The organism is Arsenicicoccus dermatophilus (genome assembly GCF_046267915.1).
Taxonomy (GTDB): domain Bacteria; phylum Actinomycetota; class Actinomycetes; order Actinomycetales; family Dermatophilaceae; genus Arsenicicoccus; species Arsenicicoccus dermatophilus_A.
The window spans coordinates 2460416-2478872 of sequence record NZ_CP176520.1; the positions used below are offsets into that span (position 1 = coordinate 2460416).

The following is an 18457-nucleotide window of genomic DNA, read 5'->3' on the forward strand; positions in this document are numbered from 1 at the left end:
GCGCCTCAGTGGATCAGGGACTCGGCGAGCGTCTCCTGCAGCCAGGTGAGGAACTCGTACAGCGCCGCGGTCTGCACGTGCGGGTCGTCCTCGCCATACCGCTCCACGAGCCGCTCCAGCTCCTCGACCTGCTCGTCGGTGCGCAGCCCGAGGCGCTCCCCCAGCACCAGCCGGACGTCGGTGAGCGCCACCGTCAGCTGCCCGGCCTCCTTGGGCGTGAGGGTGACCACCTCGGGGTCGCGGGCCTGGGTGAGCAGGCCGATGGCGGCGTGGATCGTCTCGACCTTGCGCTGGCGCAGCCCCATCTCGGTGAGCCGCCGGAAGTCCTCGCCCTCCACGGACGCCCGCTCGCCGTCGTCCCGCCGCGCGTCGGGGAAGAGCCGGCGCAGCGCCGGGTCGGCCTGGGGCCGGGGGGCGTGGTCGAGCCCGGCCATCGCGTCGGTCAGGGGGTCACCCGTCAGCTCCGGCATCGGCGGGTCCATGTCCCGCACCAGACGGGCGACCTGGTCCAGGAGGCTGGTGACGAGATCCCGCTCGTCCTCGTCCAGGTGACCGACGACCTTGTCGCCGTGCCGGCGAAATGCCTGAGCCATCAGGAGTCCTGCTGATAGGTCGCCCACAGGCCGTAGCCCTGCAGCGCCTCGGTGTCGCGCTCCATCCGGTCCCGGCTGCCGCTGCTGACGACGGCCCGGCCCTCCAGGTGGACGTCCATCATGAGCCTCTCCGCGTGGATCCGGTCGTAGCCGAAGTACTCCTGGAAGACGAAGGTCACGTAGGACATGAGGTTGACCGGGTCGTTCCACACCAGGGTCACCCAGGGCAGGTCGGGGGCGTGGGCCTCCTGCGACCTCGGCTGGTCAAGCTCCACAGGTGCGACGGACATGGCGTCAGTGTAGGTCCCGCGACCGCGCCCTCCGGAGGTCGCCGGAGCTGACGAGCTGCCTCCGGGACCCGCTCGACCGGGTCGTCCTGCCCCGGCGTCGCGCCTCCGAGGCCGGTCACTGCGCGTCAGGAGCAACCGGCTGCCTCGTGCACGACCCCGGCGGCGGTGCCAGGCCATTGGTGCTGCGCCTGCTCACTGTGCGCACCGTCGGCGGGTCCGAAAGGATGATCCTGGGCGGGCCGCGCCGCCGCAGCCTTGGCACAGCCTGGGAGAGGGTCGTAGGACTGGCATCGCACCCCTACGCCTGCGAACGATCCCTCCCCCGCTCTAGGAGCATCCATGCGTCATCTCCTGCGTGCGTCGGCCCAGCTGACCCTCGCGACCGCCACCATCGCCGCCACCGTCCTGGCCCCGACCACCGCGTCCGCCGACGAGTCCGCCCCGGCGCCGGTCTACCTGGCCAAGGGTCACTCGGCCGTCGCCACGGGCGACAAGGGCTACCTGGTCGTCCTCAAGGACAAGCCCGCCGCCGACCGTTCGAGCACCCAGGGCCTGGCCGTCGTGGCCCAGACCGCCACGCTGGCCGCCCAGCGTGGCGCCTCCGCCGGGGCCAAGGACGTCAAGCCGCTGACGGGCATCGGCGCGTATGCCGCGACGATGGACGCCGCCACCGTGGAGAAGGTCCGCCGCGACCCCGACGTGCTCATGATCTCCGAGCAGCGGGCCAAGAAGATCTCCGAGACCTGGGGCCTGGACCGTGTGGACCAGCGGGCGCTCCCCCTGGACAACACCTACGCCCCCAAGGGTGACGGCTCCGGTGTCACGGCCTACGTCATCGACACGGGCGTCAACGCCAAGCACACCGAGTTCACCGGTCGACTCGAGCAGGGCTTCACCGCGCTCGGCGGCACGAGCGACGACTGCAACGGCCACGGCAGCCACGTCGCCGGCACCATCGGCGGCACGAGGTACGGCATCGCCAAGAAGGCCACGATCGTCCCCGTCCGGGTCATGACCTGCGAGGGCTCCTCGGAGGGCACCTCGGTCGAGGACGGCATCGACTGGGTCGTCAAGAACGCCAAGAAGCCCGCGGTCGCGAACCTCTCCCTCGGCGGCGAGGCCGACCCGGCCTTCGACCAGGCCGTCAAGCGGCTCGTGGACGCCGGCGTCCTGACCGCCGTCGCGGCCGGCAACGACTCCACCGACGCCTGCAACAACTCCCCGGCGCGTGAGCCCTCCATGATCACGGTGGCCGCCACCTCGCGGTCCGACAAGCTCGCGTCCTTCTCCAACTACGGCAAGTGCGTCGACATCGCCGCGCCCGGCCAGGACATCACCTCCGCGTGGAAGGACGGCGCGTCGGCCACGTCCATCATCTCCGGCACCTCGATGGCGTCCCCCCACGTCGCCGGCGGTCTGGTGCTCTTCGCCCAGGCCAACCCGAGCGCCACCCAGGACCAGGCGGCGCAGGCGCTGACCGAGACGGCCACCAAGGACGCCCTGAAGGGTTCGCTCAACGGCACCCCCAACCGGCTGCTGTACGTGAACGACTTCAAGCAGGGCCCCACGCCGGCCCCCACCTCGACGCCCGCCCCGGTCCCCACCGAGACCAGCACTCCCGCCCCGGTCCCCACCGAGACGGCCACCACCGCCCCCGCCCCGGTCCCCACCGAGACCACCACTCCCGCCCCGGTCCCCACCGAGACCACCACTCCCGCCCCGGTCCCCACCGAGACCAGCACTCCCGCCCCGGTCCCCACCGAGACGGCCACCACCGCCCCCGCCCCGGTCCCCACCGAGACGGCCACCACCGCCCCCGCCCCGGTCCCCACCGAGACCAGCGCCCCGGCCCCGGCCCCGGGCACCAACGCCGTCAAGAACGGCGACTTCGAGTCCGCCCAGACCGGCTGGAGCGCCACCCCCGGCGTCATCAACACCAACCCCGCCCGCCCCGCCCACTCCGGCTCCGGCAAGCTCTGGCTCGCCGGCACCGGCCACATGAACTGGCAGCGCGCCCAGCAGACCGTCAAGGTCCCCGCCGGCAACCCCAAGCTCACCTACTGGGTCGCCATCGACACCGCCGAGACCAGCTCCTACGCCCGCTTCGACAACGCCCGCGTCCTGATCAACGGCACCACCGTCGCCACCTACACCCCCCAGGACAAGACCAGCGGCTACGTCAGCAAGACCGTCGACCTGACCAAGTACGCCGGCCAGACCGTCACCCTGCGCCTCGAGGCCACCGAGGACTACACCCGCCAGACCTCCTTCGTCTTCGACGACATCACCATCGGCTGACCCACCCCCGCCACCACCTCAGGGCGTCCCAGGCCACCGGCCCGGGACGCCCTGATCGGCATACGCAGGACGGACCACGCCCTGACGCGGGCGCCCCTACCACCTGACACCTCGGCCCGGTCCCGTGACGAAGACATCGAAGACATCACGGAGAGAAAAATGCCCACAGGTCTGGACAGGCATCTGTGTCGGGGCTGAGGATGATCACCCGTACGGGCGCACCCGCCCGAATATCGCTTCACCCGTCAGGAGACCCCATGTCCGTCCACACCGCCCGACGTCGCGCGGTGGGCCTCGGCGCCGCCGCCCTGGTCCTCGCCGGATTCGCCCCGCTCGCCGCCCACGCCGACGAGTCCTCCGCCCCGGCGCCGGTCTACCTGGCCAAGGGTCACTCGGCCGTCGCCACGGGCGACAAGGGCTACCTGGTCGTCCTCAAGGACAAGCCCGCCGCCGACCGTTCGAGCACCCAGGGCCTGGCCGTCGTGGCCCAGACCGCCACGCTGGCCGCCCAGCGTGGCGCCTCCGCCGGGGCCAAGGACGTCAAGCCGCTGACGGGCATCGGCGCGTATGCCGCGACGATGGACGCCGCCACCGTGGAGAAGGTCCGCCGCGACCCCGACGTGCTCATGATCTCCGAGCAGCGGGCCAAGAAGATCTCCGAAACCTGGGGCCTGGACCGCATCGACCAGCGCAAGCTCCCCCTCGACAACCTCTACTCCCCCAAGGCCACCGGCCAGGGCGTCACGGCCTACGTCATCGACACCGGGATCAACAGCTCGCACACCGAGTTCACCGGCCGCCTCCTGACCGGGTTCAGCGCCCTCAGCGGCGGCACCAACGACTGCAACGGCCACGGCAGCCACGTCGCCGGCACCATCGGCGGCACGAAGTACGGCGTGGCCAAGAAGGTCTCGCTCGTGCCGGTCCGGGTCATGACCTGCGAGGGCTCCTCGGAGGGCACCTCGGTCGAGGACGGCATCGACTGGGTCGTCAAGAACGCCAAGAAGCCCGCGGTCGCGAACCTCTCCCTCGGTGGCGACGCCGACCCGGCCTTCGACACCGCGGTACGTCGCCTGACCGACGCCGGCATCCTCACCGCCGTCGCGGCCGGCAACGACTCCACCGACGCCTGCAACAACTCCCCGGCGCGCGAGCCCGCGATGATCACCGTCGCGGCGACCAACAAGTCCGACAAGCTCGCCTACTTCTCCAACTACGGCAAGTGCGTCGACATCGCCGCGCCCGGCGAGGACATCACCTCCGCGTGGAAGGGCGGATCCACGGCGACCGACACCATCTCCGGCACCTCGATGGCGTCCCCCCACGTCGCCGGCGGTCTGGCGCTGTACGCCCAGGGCAACCCGAGCGCCACCCAGACCCAGGCGGCGCAGGCGATCGTCGACAGCTCCACCAAGAACGTCCTCACGGGAACCTTGTCGGGCACGCCCAACCGCCTGCTGTACGTCAACGACTTCACCGGCGGTGGTAACGGCCCCACGCCGACGCCGACGCCGACGCCGACCAGCTCGCCGACCGGCACCCCCACGGCCACGCCCACCTCGACCCCCCAGCCCGGCGGCAACGCCGTGGTCAACGGCGGCTTCGAGTCCGGACAGACCGGCTGGACCGGCTCCACCGGACCCATCACCGACAACACCGGCCGCAAGGCCCGCACCGGCACCTGGAAGCTGTGGCTCGGCGGCAACGGCACCACCACCAGCGAGTACGCCCAGCAGACCATCACCGTCCCCACCGGCACCCCCACGCTGACCTACTGGATCGCCATCGACACCGCCGAGACCAGCTCCTACAGCAAGTACGACAAGGCCACCGTCTCCATCGACGGCACCACCGTCGCGTCCTACTCCAACCTGGACAAGACCAACGGCTACGTCACCAAGACCGTCGACCTGACCGCCTACGCCGGCAAGACCGTCACCCTGAAGTTCGCCGCCACCGAGGACTCCGTCAACCAGACCTCCTTCGTCATCGACGACGTCACGGTCCAGTGACCCCGCCCTGACAGCACCCGCGCCAGGGGCGCCCCGGACCCGGCACAGGTCCGGGGCGCCCCGGCATACCACCGCCTGGCGCCGCCTTCCTGGGAGATCGGCCGGAGAAACGGGCGGGGGTGGACAGCCGTTCACGTGGTGTGCTCTGATCCTGTGCCATGCGGGCGGCTCAGCGGCCCGTGCGGGGGACCTTGGGCGCCGCATATGATTACTATGAGTGAATGGGTGTGCGCTGAACGTATGAAGTCGCGGCGGGCCACGCCGAGGCAACCTTCCGCTGGGTTCTGCCAGAACGTATGACAGGGAGTGCCCCGGTCCCCATCCCGCCCAGGAGCCCCCCATGCGCCACCGCCTCGCGGCGTCGTTCGCCCTCACCACCCTCATGGCCGCCTCGGCCGCGGCCGCCCCCGTCGCCGCAGCCGTCCCCGGCGACACCACCACCCCTCTCGCCCCCGTCCAGCTCGCCGCCGGCCACAGCGTCACCGACGCCGGCGAGCGCACCTATGTCGTCATGCTCAAGGACACCCAGGCCGGCCAGCGGGCCACCCTCGCCGGGCGGCAGACCATCGCCGAGGTCGCCACCGCCGCCGCCGCCCGCGGCAAGGGCAAGGGCGCCAAGGTCCACAAGACCCTCACCGGTCTGGGCGCCTACACCGCCGCGATGGACGCGGCAGCGCTCGCCGCCGTGCGTCAGGACCCCGCCGTGCAGCTGGTCACCGAGCCCACGATCAAGCGCGCCTCCGTGACGTGGGGCCTGGACCGCGTCGACCAGCGAGCGCTGCCGCTCGACAACAGCTACGCCCCGCAGGGCGACGGCTCGGGCGTGCACGCCTACGTCATCGACACCGGCATGAACATGTCCCACCAGGAGTACGCCGGTCGCACCGAGACCGGGTACAACGCCATGGGTGACGGCCGCAGCCCCGAGGACTGCAACGGCCACGGCACCCACGTCGCCGGCACCATCGGCGGCACGACCTACGGCGTCGCCAAGAAGACCACGCTCGTCCCCGTCCGGGTGCTTGGGTGCAACGGCTCGTCCGCCGGGTCCTCCGTCGAGGACGGCATCGACTGGGTGATCAGGAACGCCAAGAAGCCCGCCGTCGCCAACATGAGCCTGGGTGGCGGGGCCGACTCCGGCCTGGATGCGGCGGTCAAGCGCCTCGGAGAGTCGGGGGTGATCATCGCCGTCGCCGCCGGCAACGACAGCCGGGACGCGTGCGGCACCTCCCCCGCCCGCGAGGCCAGCGCGATCACCGTCGGCGCCACCACCAGCACCGACGCGGCCTCCAGCTTCTCCAACTACGGCCGCTGCGTGGACCTGTACGCCCCCGGCTCCAACATCACCTCGAGCTGGACCGGCAGCAGCTCGGCCACCAACACCATCTCGGGCACCTCCATGGCGACCCCGCACGTCGTCGGTGGTCTGGCGTTGTACGTGCAGAAGAACCCCAACGCGACCCAGGCCCAGGCCCAGCAGGCGCTGATCGACACCGCCACCAAGGACGTCGTCAAGGGCACCAACGGGTCGCCCAACAGGCTGCTCTACGTCAACGGCTTCGGCGGGACGCCGACCCCGGCGCCCACGACCCCGGCCCCGACGCCCACCACCCCGGCCCCGACGCCGACGCCGACGGCGACCACCACCTCGCCGGCCCCCACGCCTGCCCCCACCCCGGCGCCGGGCGGCGACTGCGGCAGCTACCCCACCGTGTGGCGGGGCTCCCTGAGGACCGGCGGCGACAGCCGGGAGCCCAACAACTCCTACTACTCCCTCTCGTGGGAGGGCAACCAGGACATCTGCCTGGCCGGGCCCACCAACGCCGACTTCGACATGTACCTGCAGAGGTGGACGGGCTCCGGCTGGTCCACGGTGGCCCGGTCGGCCGGCCCCACCAGCAAGGAGCGGATCACCTACACGGGTCCCGCCGGGTCCTACCGCATCTGGGTGGACGCGGCGAGCGGCTCGGGCGCCTACACCCTGGGCATCGGCATCAGCTGATCCGACCGACCCGGGTCGGTCGCTCCCGGCCCACCGTCGGGATCCGTCAGCCGATCCTCCCCGCAGCGGGGGTGGACCGCTCGTCGTCCGAGCGGTCCACCCCCGCTGCGCCGTCGGGCCCGGTTAGAGTGCGTCGCGTGACTAGCGACGTGGCCGGCACGGCCCTTCTCACCGACCACTACGAGCTGACGATGCTCCAGGCGGCCCTGCACTCGGGTGCGGCCCACCGGGACTGCGTCTTCGAGGTCTTCGCCCGGCGACTGCCGGACGGGCGGCGGTACGGCGTCGTCGCGGGCACCGGCCGGGTGATCGAGGCGATCCGGCGCTTCCGGTTCGGCGACGACGAGATCGCCTTCCTGCGCGAGCACCAGGTCGTCGACGAGACCACCCTGGAGTTCCTCGCGGGCTATCGGTTCAGGGGTGACGTCTGGGGCTACCCGGAGGGCGAGGTCTACTTCCCCGGCTCGCCGATCCTCGTCGTCGAGGGCACCTTCGCCGAGGCGTGCATCCTGGAGACGCTGGTGCTGTCGATCATGAACCACGACTCCGCCATCGCCGGCGCGGGCTCGCGGATGGTCACCGCGGCCGAGGAGCGCCCGCTGATCGAGATGGGTTCGCGGCGCACCCATGAGGAGGCGGCCGTGGCGGCCGCGCGCGCGGCCTACATCGTGGGCTTCGACAAGACGTCCAACCTCGAGGCGGGGCGGCGGTACGGCGTGCCCACGACGGGCACCTCCGCGCACTCGTTCACCCTGCTGCACGACACCGAGCACGACGCCTTCCAGGCGCAGGTGGAGTCGCTGGGGACGGGGACGACGCTGCTGGTGGACACCTATGACGTGAAGGCCGCCGTGGCCCAGGCCGTCGCCGTCGCCGGCCCCGAGCTGGGCGGCGTCCGGCTGGACTCGGGCGACCTGGTGGCCCAGGCCCGTGAGGTGCGCGTCCAGCTCGACGAGCTCGGGGCGACGAGGACCCGGATCACCGTGACCAGCGACTTGGACGAGTACGCCATCGCCGCGCTGGCGGCCGCGCCGGTGGACGGTTACGGCGTGGGCACCTCCCTGGTGACCGGATCGGGCGCCCCGACGGCGGGCATGGTCTACAAGCTCGTCTCGCGCAAGGGCGAGGACGGGCAGTGGGTCTCGGTGGCCAAGGCCTCCACGTCCAAGGCCTCCGTGGGTGGTCGCAAGTACGCCCTGCGCCGTCTCGACGAGCGCGGGGCCGCCGAGGCCGAGGTGATCGGCATCGGCGAGCGACCGGTCGACGACGGCAACGACCGGGAGCTGCTCGTGCAGCTGATGGCGGGCGGCGAGGCGTGCGGCGACCAGTCGCTGGCGGCCGCCCGGGCGCGGCACGAGGCGTCGGTCGCCGAGCTGCCGGCCCGCGCCCGCCGGCTGTCCCGCGGCGAGCCCGCGATCCCGACGATCTACGAGGACGACGAGCGATGAACGACGTCGAGCACCTCTCCGACGAGCAGCGGTCCGGACGGGCCCGGGCGCTGGTGGTGGTGGACGTGCAGCAGGACTTCTGCGAGGGCGGGTCGCTGGCCGTCGCCGGTGGCGCGGCCGTGGCGTCCGACGTCGCCGACCTGGTCCTGTCGCCCGCGGTGCGGGACTACGCCCACGTCGTCGCCACCGCGGACTGGCACGTCGACCCCGGCGCCCACTGGTCCGACACCCCCGACTACGTCGACTCCTGGCCGGTGCACTGCCAGGTCGGCACGCCGGGGGCCGAGGTCCACCCGCGCCTGGAGCCGGCCCTCGGCCACGTCGAGGAGACCTTCCGCAAGGGTGAGCGTTCCGCCGCCTACTCGGGATTCGAGGGCCGCTCGGTCGCGGGCGAGACGCTCGCCGACTGGCTCCGGGCCCGAGGAGTCGTCGCGGTGGACGTCGTGGGCATCGCCACCGACCACTGCGTGCGGGCGACCGCGCTCGACGCGGCCCGCGAGGGCTTCGCCACGCGCGTCCTGCTCGACCTCACCGCCGGTGTCGCCGCCGACAGCACCGCCCGGGCGCTGACCGAGCTGCGGGCGGCGGGCGTGGAGCTCGACGGCACCCCCCGCGTGGGCTGACCGGCATACTCCCTCTCCCTGACCCACGAAACGTGCCTCGACCGAGCTGCGAGCGCGCCAACCACACGCCCCGGGTCCCACAACGTGCCTCAACTGAGCTGCGAGCGCGCCAACCACACGCCCCGGGTCCCACAACGTGCCTCGACTGAGCTGCGAGCGCAGGAGTGCGCGGGCTCAGCGGTGGGCGGGAAGCACCATCGCGACGACGTCAGGTGCGTCCGGCGCGAGCCAGTCGGGACGCGCCGACCCGGCCGGCACCCACCCATGACGCGGGTAGAACGCGAACGCCCGCTCGTGCGTAGGAAGCACGTCCAGGCAGGGTGCAAGCCCGCGCTCCCGCAGCGCGGCGACGGCGGTGTCGAGCAGCAGCGCGCCGACCCCGGTCCCGCGACCGGCGAGGGCCGTGAACAGCACCTGGACCACGCCGAGCTGCTGCCACGGCCGGCCGTGCGCGCGCTCCCAGAGCCTCTCGACCGACGCAGCGTCGTCGCCCTGGCCGGGCTCGGTGCACCGCCCGACGGCGACGTGCCCGAGGAGCTCGCCGTCGCGCTCGGCGACCCAGGCCGCCAGCTCGTTGCGCCGCCGCACGAACTCCTCGACCGGGAAGGGCAGCGGGTCCCGGTAGGGGTAGCGGGAGTCGGGCCGCTGCTCCAGGAGCAGCCGGCCGAGCGTGACGACCTCGTCGTCCCGGCGCGGGCGCACGCAGATCTCGGGGGCCGTCACCGGGGGGTGATCGGTCCGTCGTCACCGGGGGACGCACCGTCGACGCCCGCCCCGCCACGAGCGAGGTCCCCCCGGGCGACACGTCCCCGCACCACGAGGGTGCGGCCGGCCTTGTCGTGCAGGGCCTGACGCTGCCCGTCCCCGAGCGGCCAGAGCACGTCCACGAGGCTGAACAGCATGCCCAGCAACGGGATGGGCACGAGGTCGCCGAGCCGCTTGACGACGGTGCGCGCGGCGAGCCGGCCGAAGGGCACGGTCAGCGGCGCCTCGACCCGGCGGACGCTGATGCCGGTGGCGGCGCGCCCGAGGGTGCGACCCCAGCGGGACAGGCAGCCGATCTCGTAGACGAAGAACACCGCCAGGGTGACCGCGCCGACCTGCAGGAGGGTCGTGGTGTCCGGCTGCGGGACGGCGGGCATGGTGGTGGTCGTCTCCGGCTGGGCGGCGACCTGGTCCATCCACGCCTGCACCTCGGGGATCCAGTCGCGCAGCAGGCCGAGCGCGAGCGGGACCGTCAGCAGGGAGAGCAGGAGACTGTCCAGGAGGTTGGCCCCGACGCGTCGCCACCACCCCGCCAGCGGCTGGCCGTCCGGGGCCACCGGGCTTGCGGCATACGCCTGCCCGTAGCCCGCAGGGACCTGGCTCTGCTGGGGGGATGATCCGTATGCCGACTGCCCGTGGCTGTCCGTCCCGTAGCTGCCCTGGGCCGACGGCACGACGTACGGGCTCGCCCCGGCCGGTCCCTGGCCGACGGGCCGGTGGAAGTCCTCGGCCCGCTGCCCTTCACCGATGGTGGACCGCTGCACCTGCGGCGCGACCTTGGGGGCGCGGTGGTCGGTCCACGTCACCCCGTCGAAGTAGCGCAGGAAAGCGGGGTCCTGAGGATCGTCGTACCACCCTGAAGGCTGCGTCATGCCCCTAGGGTGCCACGTCAGCAGGTCCTCACCACCCGACCCGGCGAGGCCCGGAGAGATGTCGCACCGGGGGGATAGCGTGGGCCTCGTGCTCTCTGCGATCCTGCGCCGCCACCTGTCCCGTCACCGGGGCGCCCTCCTGATCGTCGCCGTCTTCCAGATCCTCCAGGTCCTGTGCAACCTCTACCTGCCCACCCTCAACGCCGACGTCATCGACAAGGGCGTCGCGACCGGGGACACGGGCTACATCCTGCGCGTCGGCGCGGGCATGCTGGGCGTCACCGTCCTGCAGATCGTCACCAACCTCACCGCCATCTACTTCGGAGCCCGCACCGCGATGCGTCTCGGGCGCGACCTGCGCGCGGAGGTCTTCGAGCACGTCGAGACGTTCGCGGCGCAGGAGCTCGCCCGCTTCGGTGCCCCGTCGCTGATCACCCGCACCACCAACGACGTCCAGCAGGTCCAGACGTTCACCTTCCTGACGCTGGTCCTGGTGTCGTCGGCGCCGGTGACGATCATCGGCTCGGTCGTCCTGGCCCTGCACCACGACCGGGCGCTGTCCGCGCTGCTGCTGGTCGTGGTGCCGGTGCTGCTGGTGCCGCTGGGCCTGCTCATCTGGCGGCTCCACCCGCTGTTCCGCCGGATGCAGGCCCAGGTCGACACCGTCAACCAGATCCTGCGCGAGCAGGTCACCGGCGTCCGCGTCATCCGGGCCTTCGTCAAGGACCGGGCCGAGCAGGAGCGCTTCGCGGTCGCCAACGAGGACCTGCGGGACGTCTCCATCCGGGCGGGTCGGCTGATGACCTCGATGTTCCCGCTGATCATGCTGGTCATGAATGCCTCGACCGTGGCGCTGGTGTGGTTCGGCGGGCTGCGGATCGACGGCGGCGACATGCAGGTGGGTGACCTGGTCGCGATGATGACCTACCTGATGAACATCCTCATGTCGGTGCTGACGGCGGCGATGATGTTCATGGTCCTGCCCCGGGCCCAGGTGTCGGCCGGACGCATCGGGGAGGTGCTGGCCACCAGCCCGACGATCCTGCCGCCCGCGGACCCGGTGCGCGGCGCGATCCGGCAGGGCGTGGTGCGGCTGGAGGACGTGTCCTTCACCTATCCCGGTGCCGACGACCCGGTGCTGCGCGGGATCACCTTGGAGGCCCGGCCCGGTCGCACGCTGGCGATCATCGGCTCGACGGGTGCCGGCAAGACCACGGTGCTCAACCTCGTGCCCCGGCTGATGGACGTGACCACGGGCCGGGTGACCATCGACGGGGTGGACGTGCGCCTGCTGGACCCGGCCGAGCTGTGGGGCTGCTTCGGGCTCGTGCCGCAGCGGCCCTACCTGTTCTCCGGGACGGTCGCCGGCAACCTGCGGCTCGGGCGCGAGGACGCCACCGACGAAGAGCTCTGGGCAGCGCTGGAGATCGCCCAGGCCCGCGACTTCGTCGAGGCCATGGAGGGGCAGCTGGACGCCCCGATCAGCCAGGGCGGGACCACGGTGTCCGGCGGGCAGCGGCAGCGCCTCGCCATGGCCCGGGCGATCGTGCGCCGGCCGCTGGTCTACCTCTTCGACGACTCCTTCTCCGCGCTCGACTACGCCACCGATGCGGCCCTGCGCCACGCGCTGACCCCCGTGGTCCGCGACGCCACCGTCATCGTGGTCGCCCAGCGGGTGAGCACGATCCGCGACGCGGACGAGATCGTCGTCCTCGACGAGGGCGAGATCGTCGGCCGGGGCCGGCACGCCGAGCTCATGGCCGGCTGCGAGACCTACCGCGAGATCGTTCTGTCCCAGCTGAGCCAGGAGGAGGCGGCGTGAGCCCGGCCAGCACCGAGCGCCCCCGGTCCGAGGACGTCGGCCCCGCCCCCCAGCGCCGACGCGCCGGCCACCTGGGTGCCGGCGGCCCCGTCGTGCGGCCCGACGACTTCCGCGCCTCCGGACGGCGGCTCCTGCGCGAGCTGATGAGCCACCGGGGGCACGTCCTCGCCATACTCCTGCTCGGCGTCGTCGGGGTGACGCTGGGCGTCGCGGGCCCCAAGATCCTCGGACGCGCCACCGACCTCGTCTTCGCCGGCTCCGTGGGTCGCACCCTGCCTGCCGGGATCACCCGCGACCAGCTCGCCGCGTCCCTGCGCTCCCAGGGCCGTGGCCGGCTGGCCGACCTCGTGTCCGGCATGCCGGACCTGGTGCCCGGGCACGGCATCGACACCGACGCGGTCGCCCGCCTGCTGCTGCTCGCCCTGGGGCTGTTCGTCCTGTCGTCCCTGCTCACCTGGGTGCAGGTCTGGCTGACGACCACCGTCGTCCAGCAGACGGTCTACCGGATGCGGCGGGACGTCGAGCTCAAGCTGGAGCGGCTGCCCCTGCGCTACTTCGACACCGAGGCCCGCGGGGAGATCCTGTCCAAGGCCACCAACGACGTCGACAACGTCGGGCAGTCCGTGCAGCAGACGATGACCCAGCTGCTCAACTCGGCCCTGACGGTGGCGGGCGTCATCGCCATGATGCTGACGATCTCCCCGCTGCTCACGATGATCGCGATCGTCAGCGTGCCCGTGGCGGCCTGGCTGACGATGATCATCGCCAAGCGGGCGCAGCCGCAGTTCCGCGAGCAGTGGGCCGCGACCGGGCGGCTCAACGGCCACGTCGAGGAGGCCTACACCGGTCAGCTGCTCGTCAAGGTCTTCGGCCAGCAGGCCGAGTCGCAGCGGGAGTTCGCCCGGCACAACGACGCGTTGTACGACGCGGGCTTCCGCGCGCAGTTCGTCTCCTCGATCATCCAGCCGGCGATGTGGTTCGTCTCCAACGTCACCTTCGTGCTCATCGCCGTGCTGGGTGGCCTGCGGGTGGCCTCGGGCGCCATGTCGATCGGTGGGGTCCAGGCCTTCATCCAGTACACCCGCCAGCTCAGCCAGCCCCTGGGCCAGATGGCCGCCATGGCCAACATGCTGCAGTCGGGCGTGGCGTCCGCGGAGCGGGTCTACAGCCTGCTGGACGCCCCGGAGGAGTCGGCGGACCCAGTCACGGCGACGACGGCCGCCACCGACCCGGCGTCCGAGGCGTCCGCCTCGAGCACGTCAGGCACCTCGGGTGCCGGTCGGGAGCGGACCCGACAGGTCGCCGGGCGGGTGGCCTTCGAGGACGTGTCCTTCGCCTACTCCCCCGACCGGCCGCTCATCCAGCACCTGGACCTGGTGGCCGAGCCCGGCCAGACCATCGCGATCGTCGGCCCCACCGGCGCCGGCAAGACCACCCTGGCCAACCTCCTGCTGCGGTTCTACGACGTGGACGGAGGTCGGATCACGTTGGACGGCAGCGATGTCCGCGACCTGCCCCGAGGCGAGCTGAGGTCGGCCTTCGGCGTGGTGCTGCAGGACACCTGGCTGTTCAGCGGCACCATCCGGGACAACATCGCGTACGGCGCGCGGCGGCCCACCGAGGCCGAGGTGGTGGCCGCCTCCCGGGCCGCCCACGCCGACCACTTCGTCCGCACCCTGCCAGACGGTTACGACACCGTCCTGGACGACGAGGGCTCGGCGCTGTCCGCCGGTCAGCGTCAGCTGCTCACCATCGCTCGCGCCTTCCTCGCCGATCCGGCGATCCTGCTGCTCGACGAGGCCACCAGCTCGGTCGACACCCGCACCGAGGCCCTGGTCCAGGAGGCGATGGACCGGCTGCGTCAGGATCGCACCAGCTTCGTCATCGCCCACCGGCTGTCGACCATCCGGCACGCCGACCGGATCGTGGTGATGGAGCACGGGGAGATCGTCGAGCAGGGCTCGCACGAGGCCCTGCTCGCGCAGCAAGGTGCCTACGCCCGGCTCTACCGCGCGCAGTTCCGCGGCGCGCTCGCCGAGGACCTGCAGGTGCCGACCCCGACGGAGGTCACGACCACCGCGCGGCGCTAGGGTGCCGCCATGATCTACCAGCTGGAGTCATGGGGCCGCACGGTCCTTCCGTGCCCCTGTCCCCTGGCCGACCGTCGGGTGCTCTACACCGGGAGGATCACCGAGGACCGCGAGACCTGTGCCGTCTACTGGCTCTTCCTGTACGACCACGACGGCTATCGGGAGGTCTTCGTGGAGATCGCCATGGGCTCCTTCGAGGAAGGCTACGCGGACCACGTGACCTTCGCCGCGCGGACCGGGCGGGTCGCGCCGCGACCGGGCTCCCCGATCGGGTCGACCTTCGTGGACAGCCAGGCCGCGGCCTCACCGCTGCCGCTCAACGGTGAGTTCCTCTCTCCCGCCCAGGCTCGTCACCACCAGTGGGCCGACACCTTCTGGGCCCTGGACGACCACCTGCTGACGATCTTCCCCGAGGTGGGTGCCCACCTCGCGGGAGAGCCGTCGATGGGTGACGAGTACCCGCACGAGGCGGGCGACTTCGTCGTCGACCTGCCCGACCTCACCCCCGCCTGACCTGGCCGGCGCCGCTGCCCGGCCGTCCCGGTCTAGGCCGCACGCCGTGACCTCAGCGCACAGCTCACGGACCCCGACGTGGGAGCGGCCGCCGACCCCACGCCGTTGTGGGGTCGGCGGCCGCCGTCCTGGGGCGCCGATCAGAAGTTGCCGCGCCGCTCCTGCTCGCGCTCGATCGCCTCGAAGAGCGCCTTGAAGTTGCCCTTGCCGAAGCCCAGCGACCCGTGCCGCTCGATCAGCTCGAAGAACACCGTCGGGCGGTCGCCCAGCGGCTTGGTGAAGATCTGCAGCAGGTAGCCGTCCTCGTCGCGGTCGACCAGGATGCCGCGCGACTGCAGCTCCTCGATCGGCACGCGCACCTCACCGATGCGGGCGCGCAGCTCCGGGTCCTCGTAGTACGTGTCCGGGGTGGCCAGGAACTCCACGCCGTTGGCGCGCAGCTCGTCGACGGTGCGGATGATGTCCCCGGTCGCGAGGGCCAGGTGCTGGGCGCCCGCGCCCTGGTAGAACTCGATGAACTCGTCGATCTGCGACTTCTTCTTGCCGACCGCGGGCTCGTTGAGCGGGAACTTCACCCGGTGGTTGCCGTTGGCGACGACCTTGGACATCAGTGCGGAGTAGTCCGTCGCGATGTCGTCACCGATGAACTCGGCCATGTTGACGAAGCCCATGACGCGGTTGTAGAAGTCGACCCACTCGTCCATCTTGCCCATCTCGACGTTGCCGACGATGTGGTCCAGGGCCTGGAACAGACGCTTGGGCGCACCCTCGCGGCGGACGAAGGAGGAGGACATCTGCGTGTAGCCGGGCCAGTACAGGCCGGTGTAGCGGGAGCGGTCCACCAGGGTGTGACGGGTCTCGCCGTACGTCGCGATCGAGGCGTAGCGGATGGTCCCGAACTCGTCGGAGACCTCCTGGGGCTCCTCGATCACGGTGGCGCCGGCGGCCTTGGCCTGGGCCACGCACCTGTCCACGTCCGGGACCTCCAGCGCGATGTCGACGACGCCGTCGCCGTGCCGGCCGTGGTGCGCGACGAGGGGGCTCTGGGGGTCGACCGCGCCCTTGAGGACGAAGCGGATGGAGCCCGAGCGCAGCACGAAGGACTTGTGGTCGCGGTTGCCGTTCTCGGGGCCGGAGTAGGCCTCGAGCGTCATGCCCCAGGCAGACTGGTAGTAGTGCGCGGCCTGGGAGGCGTTGCCGACGACGAACACGATGGCGTCCCAGCCGGTCACCGGGAACGAGTCCTTCGCCTCGTCGTACTCCACGAGGCCCACCAGCTGCTTGAGCTGGTTGAGGTCGAGGTCGGCCTGGCGCTCCTGCGCCGTGAGGTCAAGCGTGGTGTCGGTCATGGTGCCTAACTGTGTGGGTCCCCTGACACTCCGGCAACCTTGTCCCTGTTCACTGGTCAACCTGCCCAGCCGTATGCCGCTGCTCCCGCACAGGGTGGACAATGTGCACCATGGGCATCGACGACCTGGACCGCCGGATCCTGCACGCCTTCACCGCGGACCCGCACCTGGGGGTGCTGGGCGCGGCCCGCCAGCTCGGGGTGGCCCGCGGCACCGTCCAGTCCCGGCTGGACCGGCTGCAGGAGCGCGGTGTCATCCGGTCGCTCGCCCCCACCGTCGACCCGGCCGCGCTCGGCTATCCGGTGATGGCCTTCGTCACCCTCGAGATCCGTCAGGACCACGGCCACGAGAGGGTCGTCGCCGAGCTGGAGCGCATCCCCGAGGTCCTCGAGGCGCACACCATCACCGGCAGCGGCGACATCTGGATCCGGCTGGTGGGGCGGGACAACGCCGACGTCCAGCGGGTGCTCGACGACGCGGTCGCGGGCGGGTCGGTGATCCGGACGACCACCGTGATCTCCTTGGCGACCCGCCTCGCGACCCGCACCACGCCCCTGGTGGACGCAGCGGTCGACCACGCGCCCTGAGCGGCGCACCGCGTCCTTGCCCACCCCGCACGCGTTCGCCACGAGGGCCGGTGGAGACGGCTCGGCGGCAGGGTCCACCAGGAACGGGCGCCCGGGGATCCGCGCGACTCAGCGGCCGGTGAACGTGCGGTCGACGACGACGCCCGTGGTGGCGCGGTACCGCAGCCGCGCGTAGGTCGCGTCGACGGGCGCGGCCCCGACCTTGCGCAGGTAGTTCTTCACGGGGGTCACCGCGTCCCGCGTGAACCTCAGGTGCGCGACCTTGACGCCGCGCGGGCGCGTGGGCGACACGTGGACCATGTCATAGCCGTTCTTGGCGTAGACCGGCACGACGGCGGTGCTGCCGACCACGCCGGCGACGTCGGTGCTGGAGTCGCCGCTGACCCGGGGCCAGGACTGCCTGCTCGATGGGCGGTCGGCGGGGACGACGGCGACGTTCCCGTCGTCCCCGCCGCCCCACGCGACGGCCACGTGATGGTTGCCGAGCCAGGTCCGCACCATGGGGCTCGCCTGGTCGTCGGTCGGCAGACCGCCGCGGCCGACCGGGAAGGGTTCCTCGGCGATGGTCCGCATGCCCGTCCCGCTCAGCGGTCCGACCTGCAGCGACGCCGTGCCGCGGCCGTCCCGGTCGGTGTCGGGCGACAGGAGCGTGACGGCCAGGCGCCGGCCGTCGGGCGAGACCTTGGCGGCCTGGACGCGCGACATGAGGGTCGTGACCTGGGCACCGCGGATGCGCAGGAGCTTCCCGTCGTACGGCGTGCGTCCCTCCTTGACGACCAGGACCGACCCGTCCGGCGCGATCGACGCTCCTTGGAAGGGGTTGGGGCCGCCGGTCATCGGAGTGGTGGCGAGGGTCGCGGTGACGGCCCCGGTGGCCCGGCTGACCAGCTGCAGGCGAGCGGTCCTGCCCACGTGGGTGGCGACGAGGTAGGACGTCTTGACGGTGGGCGTGGCGGCGGCGGCCCGGGCGGTCGCCGTGGTCGGGCGGGCGTGGACGGCCGTCGTCACGGGTGCGGCCGCCGTGGCGGTGGCCGTCGACAGGGCCGCGAGCGCGGCGGCGGTGCAGATGGTGAGCGTGGTGCGGCTCATGACCTCTCCCTCGGTGCGGCGCCCTCCCCCCTGGCGGGCGTCCGTCCCCATCATGCTCCCCGCGAGCGGAGATGACCAGGACCAGATCCGACATGGTCAGGGCA

The 18457-nt window shown here is 72.0% G+C and carries 15 protein-coding genes; 9 read left to right on the forward strand and 6 right to left on the reverse strand.

Going from position 1 to position 18457, the window contains the following annotated elements; translation table 11 throughout:
- Positions 1 to 5 precede the first annotated feature (5 nt).
- Together ACK2IS_RS11670 and clpS are read right to left on the reverse strand one after the other, a co-directional pair.
- Positions 6 to 593, reverse strand: coding sequence for a DUF2017 family protein (locus ACK2IS_RS11670; RefSeq protein ID WP_409483492.1), 588 nt, complete (start codon positions 591 to 593; stop codon positions 6 to 8).
- Positions 593 to 883 (reverse strand): ATP-dependent Clp protease adapter ClpS, encoded by a 291-nt coding sequence (gene clpS / locus ACK2IS_RS11675; protein WP_409483493.1) that lies wholly within the window; start codon positions 881 to 883, stop codon positions 593 to 595. The genes ACK2IS_RS11670 and clpS overlap by 1 nt, the downstream gene beginning before the upstream one ends.
- Before the next feature lie 339 nt (positions 884 to 1222).
- Between clpS and ACK2IS_RS11680 the strand changes: the two genes are divergently transcribed.
- The 5 genes from ACK2IS_RS11680 (at position 1223) to ACK2IS_RS11700 (ending at position 9266) form a co-directional block, all read left to right on the forward strand.
- Positions 1223 to 3181 carry a S8 family serine peptidase gene (locus tag ACK2IS_RS11680; protein WP_409483494.1) on the forward strand — a complete coding sequence of 653 codons (1959 nt, stop codon included), beginning with the start codon at positions 1223 to 1225 and terminating at the stop codon, positions 3179 to 3181.
- Between the two features lie 257 nt (positions 3182 to 3438).
- Positions 3439 to 5193, forward strand: coding sequence for a S8 family serine peptidase (locus tag ACK2IS_RS11685; RefSeq protein ID WP_409483495.1), 1755 nt, complete (start codon positions 3439 to 3441; stop codon positions 5191 to 5193).
- A gap of 340 nt (positions 5194 to 5533) precedes the next feature.
- The gene (locus ACK2IS_RS11690) at positions 5534 to 7195 is read left to right on the forward strand and encodes a S8 family peptidase (RefSeq protein WP_409483496.1); all 1662 of its coding nucleotides are present in this window, start codon (positions 5534 to 5536) and stop codon (positions 7193 to 7195) included.
- Positions 7196 to 7323: 128 nt separating this feature from the next.
- The gene (locus tag ACK2IS_RS11695; protein ID WP_409483497.1) at positions 7324 to 8643 is read left to right on the forward strand and encodes a nicotinate phosphoribosyltransferase; all 1320 of its coding nucleotides are present in this window, start codon (positions 7324 to 7326) and stop codon (positions 8641 to 8643) included.
- The gene (locus tag ACK2IS_RS11700) at positions 8640 to 9266 is read left to right on the forward strand and encodes an isochorismatase family protein (RefSeq protein WP_409483498.1); all 627 of its coding nucleotides are present in this window, start codon (positions 8640 to 8642) and stop codon (positions 9264 to 9266) included. The genes ACK2IS_RS11695 and ACK2IS_RS11700 overlap by 4 nt, the downstream gene beginning before the upstream one ends.
- Before the next feature lie 174 nt (positions 9267 to 9440).
- Here the strand turns inward: ACK2IS_RS11700 and ACK2IS_RS11705 are convergent, their stop codons facing one another.
- Both ACK2IS_RS11705 and ACK2IS_RS11710 read right to left on the reverse strand, forming a co-directional pair.
- Complete coding sequence (locus tag ACK2IS_RS11705; RefSeq protein WP_409483499.1) at positions 9441 to 9989, reverse strand: GNAT family N-acetyltransferase; 549 nt, start codon at positions 9987 to 9989, stop codon at positions 9441 to 9443.
- On the reverse strand, positions 9986 to 10903 hold the full coding sequence (locus ACK2IS_RS11710) for an RDD family protein (protein WP_409483500.1): 918 nt from the start codon (positions 10901 to 10903) through the stop codon (positions 9986 to 9988). Before ACK2IS_RS11710 ends, ACK2IS_RS11705 begins: the two co-directional genes overlap by 4 nt.
- An 88-nt stretch (positions 10904 to 10991) precedes the next feature.
- Between ACK2IS_RS11710 and ACK2IS_RS11715 the strand changes: the two genes are divergently transcribed.
- The 3 genes from ACK2IS_RS11715 to ACK2IS_RS11725 all read left to right on the forward strand — a co-directional run bounded on the left by ACK2IS_RS11715 (position 10992) and on the right by ACK2IS_RS11725 (position 15328).
- Positions 10992 to 12725, forward strand: coding sequence for an ABC transporter ATP-binding protein (locus ACK2IS_RS11715; protein ID WP_409483501.1), 1734 nt, complete (start codon positions 10992 to 10994; stop codon positions 12723 to 12725).
- Between the two features lie 143 nt (positions 12726 to 12868).
- Positions 12869 to 14815 (forward strand): ABC transporter transmembrane domain-containing protein, encoded by a 1947-nt coding sequence (locus ACK2IS_RS11720; protein ID WP_409485671.1) that lies wholly within the window; start codon positions 12869 to 12871, stop codon positions 14813 to 14815.
- Between the two features lie 9 nt (positions 14816 to 14824).
- Positions 14825 to 15328, forward strand: coding sequence for a hypothetical protein (locus ACK2IS_RS11725; protein WP_409483502.1), 504 nt, complete (start codon positions 14825 to 14827; stop codon positions 15326 to 15328).
- 140 nt (positions 15329 to 15468) lie between these two features.
- On the opposite strand, the gene hppD is transcribed toward ACK2IS_RS11725, so the two are convergent.
- Positions 15469 to 16677 (reverse strand): 4-hydroxyphenylpyruvate dioxygenase, encoded by a 1209-nt coding sequence (gene hppD, locus ACK2IS_RS11730; RefSeq protein WP_409483503.1) that lies wholly within the window; start codon positions 16675 to 16677, stop codon positions 15469 to 15471.
- A 110-nt stretch (positions 16678 to 16787) separates the two neighbouring features.
- On the opposite strand from hppD, the gene ACK2IS_RS11735 reads away from it, so the two are divergent.
- On the forward strand, positions 16788 to 17264 hold the full coding sequence (locus ACK2IS_RS11735) for an Lrp/AsnC family transcriptional regulator (protein WP_409483504.1): 477 nt from the start codon (positions 16788 to 16790) through the stop codon (positions 17262 to 17264).
- 108 nt (positions 17265 to 17372) lie between these two features.
- Here the strand turns inward: ACK2IS_RS11735 and ACK2IS_RS11740 are convergent, their stop codons facing one another.
- The gene (locus tag ACK2IS_RS11740; protein WP_409483505.1) at positions 17373 to 18353 is read right to left on the reverse strand and encodes a hypothetical protein; all 981 of its coding nucleotides are present in this window, start codon (positions 18351 to 18353) and stop codon (positions 17373 to 17375) included.
- Between the last annotated feature and the right edge of the window lie 104 nt (positions 18354 to 18457).